We start from the raw sequence: 4684 nt of genomic DNA, 5'->3' as shown, positions 1-4684 counted from the left end.
GGTGATTTTACAGGTATCCCTTTTACAATTAATTTGAACAATGTAAGATATATTAAATTTATTTTGTGTACTGGTTCTGTTTTGAAAAAAATCCGCCTCCGTTACCGGCAATTATTTAAATACTAATTGGCTATTACAATAGCAGTTGCAACAGCAAGTTTAGAGCCATCAGTAAGGCTTATCCCTGTTCCGTTTTTCCAGTATTTTGCTACTTTATTTTCGTAGCCTGCTACATATATGTAAATAAAATACCTGATAGCATTAATGCGGCAAGTACAATGTTTAAATACTTTTTCATTTTTATTTTTTAATTGATGATAATTTTACTCATTACTTTTTTGCAACCGGTATCCTAAAAAAACCGTCCGCAACTTCCACAACCTTTTTTGTGATGCTGCAACTGGTTGTAAAAAAGAATTTCCCCTCCGCCCAGCTGCCATCCACTTTTGTAATTTCTATTTCTCCTTTTGTGAGAGGGTATGAGCAGCCGTCATCAAGGAAAATATCTCCAGCTTCATTTTCACTTAAAATAATTTTCCTTCCTGCTTTTAAATTTGATTTGCTGTATGGCAGGCCTATGTAATCCTTTTCATAATATCCCACTATTCTGCCGGCAGCATCTGGGGGCATCATGGACGATGCCTCCCAATAACTGCCATTTATGCTGGCATTCATAGTATAACCGCTGGCGGTTGTAGCAACAATACCGGGTTTAATGACAGATTGAATTTGCGTTGCTTTTTCAATGGCTTTTGTTTGGCTATTGGTGCCACAGGAATAAAGCGTGGCAGCTATAAATAAAATTGAAATCATTTGTTTCATAGCGGTGGTTTTTTTTGAGAGGAGTAATATTTATTTTTATTGAGTTAATAAAACGTTAGGTTTTTTAGCAGTATCTGCATTTATAAAATTTTGCGTTCTATTTAATTTCAAATATTCTTCTTTTGATATTACTGTATTACTGTTACTCTCTTTACTAAAAACTCCCTGCCCGCAATTACCAATTACTGCATGCATATAGGCGCCAGCTTTAATACTAAAACCGGGTGACCCTGCCTTAAAAATTATTTTTGTTGGAGAACGTAGGCGCAGTTGATTGCCATACGAGCCAGGGACTTCTTGTTTTGTTTCAATAAAACCATTTGATTGATAAAAATTAGCGCCCTGTGTAAGTCCGCTTAAAAACATGAAAGGTCCGCAATCGCTGTACAAATCACTTAGCCAAATACCACGGCCCATTGTAGACGCAGCAATAGTTCCTGCAGCTTCGTTTACAAATAAATCTGTTACAGGTATTACAGGCAGCCCGTTATAAAAAGGAACCCAGTCATTCATTGTAAAATCCATAAAGTAAACGCCTAATTCTGTTCCTATGTATGCATCACCTTCAGCAGTATAAAAGATTGAATATACGGGTACATTAGGTAAAGACCCGGTAAAATTAACCCAACTGGCTCCTGCATTACTGCTGTATATTATTCTATTTGCTCCATTGTTGCCGGTAGTGGTTACCCATATCTCATTAGCATTGTTACTTCTTGTTGCTATATCAGTAATAGTTCCAAAACTTGCTGGCCAGCCTGTGTTGCCGGATATGGTAGTCCAGTTTGATCCCTGATTATTAGATATTCTTACTGTATTTGCACTGGCAGCATATATTCTATCCGGCACCTGGGCACTTACTGCAAAACCTCCATTATAGGTTCGGCTAAAACCAGCTCCTCCATCATTATTACTAATAGTGGCTACCTGTGTCCATGATGTACCCTGATCAGTTGTGCGCCATACAGTGTTTGCATAAGCTATGTAGGCTATGTTGCCATTAGTAGGATGACATATAACATCTGGAAAGAAAGTTCTGTTAGCTGCAGGTATTGTGTTTGATACTTGTGATAAAGAATTGGTACTTCTTCTATAACGGCTTACAGTATTATTTTCCACCATAAAAAAGAAATCATTATTGGTATTTACAAAATCAACAGCAAATCCATCACCCGATCCTGCATATACCATGCTGCCTCCGTTAGTAGTATAGTTGCTGCCATTATCCTGTGTGCCGCCAATGTATAAATTTTGAACATTTTCAAAACCATCCATGTGGTAATATTGTGTGCATTGTAAACCGTTGGAGATATCCGTCCAGTTAACACCGTTATCGTTGCTTACTGACACACCTCCATCACTACCGGCATATAATAAGCCATTGAGTGGATTATAAGCCAGGTCATGTACATCTGAATGTAAATAATTATTTGGCACCGGGCCGGGCAGGTTTACTCCGGCAACTGTTACATTGGGAAAAGTTGCTCCATTATTACTGGAAGCTGCAAGGGTAATTCCTGCAGCCACCATAAAATTATTGTTGAAAGGGTTAATGGCAAATGCATAGTTGTAACTAAATTGTCCAGCCATAAGGTTTGCTGTATTTATCCTGCTAAAGTTGTCGCCGCTGTTTGTAGATTTATAAATACTGTTTGTACCGCCGCATTGTAAATAATAAACTTCGTTAGGGTTAGCCGGAGTAATGGCTAATTGACTTCGGGTAGCAGAACCAGTTGCAGGAGTAAAGGAATTTATTTCTGTAAATGTTTGTCCAAAGTCTGTTGATTTGCCCACTGTATTACTTGTAGAATAATATACAATGGCATCGTTGGTTGGATGTTGCTCTATATCGTATGTATCGTTTCGGGTACCAGCAATTCTATTCCATGTAACTCCAAAATCAGTTGTAGAATAAGGGCCACCATTAGTAACTGCAATAAGTATGTTTGGATTATTTCTTAGTTGAATAAGTTTAAAAGGAATTAAATTTTTTAGTGCAGTTTCAGAGTTGCCCAATTTGTTCCAGGTAAATCCACCATTGTATGTAACTAATACCCCTGCACTATTTTGATTAAAATTAAAATTGCTTAAAAAATAGGAACCAAATAAATCTCCTGTGAGTATATAAATTGTATTACCCGATGGGTCGTTGTTGCCAAATACAATACCGGCAATACCGCAGTTAGGAACTGAAGACGAAATAGAGAACCAATTGGTACCACCATTATTTGTTCGCCATACACCCCCTGCCGGGCTGCCTGCTAAAATAATATTGGGGTTGGTTGGATGAAATACTAATCTGTCAATTCTGCCAATACCTCTGCTGCCATATGCATTGCCCCAGGCGGTAGAAAAGGGGCCAACAGATGTCCAGGTTCCACCGGTGGAAGTTGGTGATGCTGTTGTATTTGCATTGGTAATTGCTTTCATTTTTCTTGCCTCTTCAAAATATTCTGCTGTTTTTGGCTCTACCTCGCCCTTTTCATTCAAATGCCTTACTGCCCACCAGGCCCATCGGTTCCATTTTTTATATTGCGAAAAAAGTTTAGGATTGGTTTGATAATTATTACTTCTGTAATATTTGTCCACTTCATTCATTATTTCAGCATACCTTTTTTTACCTGTTATTTTTGAAACAAGTTCCGGGGGTAAATCGTCAGGTGTTTGTGAGTAGCTGCTACTGCTGATGCCAAATAGTGTGATCAGCAGTATAAGTAAATAACGTACTGGCATGATAATTATTTATTAATTTTTATTTACGTTATTTATCTTTTCTTTTAATGCATCTATTTCTTTTTGCTGCTGAATGATGTACAAAGTGAGTTCTTCAATTTTTTCCATCATTCTTTTTTGGGTATCTCCTAAATGCAATCCGTTTTTCTCAATTTCGGCAGCAGAGGGAATATTGGGCAGGTGTTTGTTTTGAAGGATAAATTTTTCAACATCATTTAAAGAGGGCAATTGATAATTTTTTTCAAAAACATAATCTGCCCATCCGGTTTCTACCACAGCTTCTGTACATCTTATATTACCAAGTACCGATAGTTTATAAGTTGGATTGTCAGTTCCTATTCCTACATTCCCCGTTGCTTCAGAAATTAATATTCTGCTTAAACCACCACTAAAAATTCGCATATTAGTGGGAGAGAAGGTACCAATGCCTGCTGATGTTCCACCCATTCGGGTTTTCAAAATATTCCCACCATCTCCTATATGCGATATACCATCAGCGTTATTTGTTGTTTTAACAGTAAGTCTTCCAACCGATCCAACATTATTGTCACCAATTACAACATCTCCTGATGGATAAATAGAAACCTTACCACTGCCGGGCCCCGCTGTAAACCTTAATGCATGATTGGTAGAGGTGCCGATAGCAGCAGACACTCCGCCGATACCTTCGCCAACCACAATAGAGTCAGTGCCGTTTCTGCCAATATGATACCAGCCCGATGTATTATAAGGTGTTTCTATTGTAAGTCTTGTGTAAGGATTATTTGTACCGATGCCCACATTACCTGTATTGTTATTAAAAATATTACTGCCACTTGCATCCCAAAAACCCCCTCCACCGCTAACGCTGCCTTTGCTGCTGCTTTTTACAATCCATTTTTGCTCAGTGGCATCGTATTGAAGATTTACTATGCCTTTATTTATAATGGTGATATCTGCATTGGTTCCGGTTACTATCATATCTGTAACAGCAGCATTTACATCTTCATTATTTAGTTGCATGGTAAAACCGGTACGGTTAAAAAGGGTGAGCAACCTGCCATCATTACCTGCTGTAATACCGGCAATAGTAAAATCTGCGGTAGGCCCCGTAATTCTGTAATAACTAAAGCGTGGATTATTTACATCT

Annotated in this window: 2 protein-coding genes and 1 pseudogene; all 3 read right to left on the bottom strand. The window is 38.0% G+C overall.

What is annotated here, in order from left to right; all coding sequences use genetic code 11:
- Positions 1 to 330 precede the first annotated feature (330 nt).
- Positions 331 to 822 (bottom strand): hypothetical protein, encoded by a 492-nt coding sequence (locus ACY65O_RS05045; RefSeq protein WP_462219758.1) that lies wholly within the window; start codon positions 820 to 822, stop codon positions 331 to 333.
- A 36-nt stretch (positions 823 to 858) separates the two neighbouring features.
- The gene (locus ACY65O_RS05040; RefSeq protein ID WP_462219757.1) at positions 859 to 3555 is read right to left on the bottom strand and encodes a hypothetical protein; all 2697 of its coding nucleotides are present in this window, start codon (positions 3553 to 3555) and stop codon (positions 859 to 861) included.
- 12 nt (positions 3556 to 3567) lie between these two features.
- A pseudogene (locus ACY65O_RS05035) lies at positions 3568 to 4684 on the bottom strand (hypothetical protein); the annotation flags it as partial.

It is taken from the genome of Ferruginibacter sp. (assembly GCF_031430955.1).
Taxonomy (GTDB): Bacteria; Bacteroidota; Bacteroidia; order Chitinophagales; family Chitinophagaceae; genus Ferruginibacter.
The sequence above is the reverse complement of the archived record's forward strand: the minus strand, read 5'-3'. Positions and strand labels throughout refer to the sequence as shown.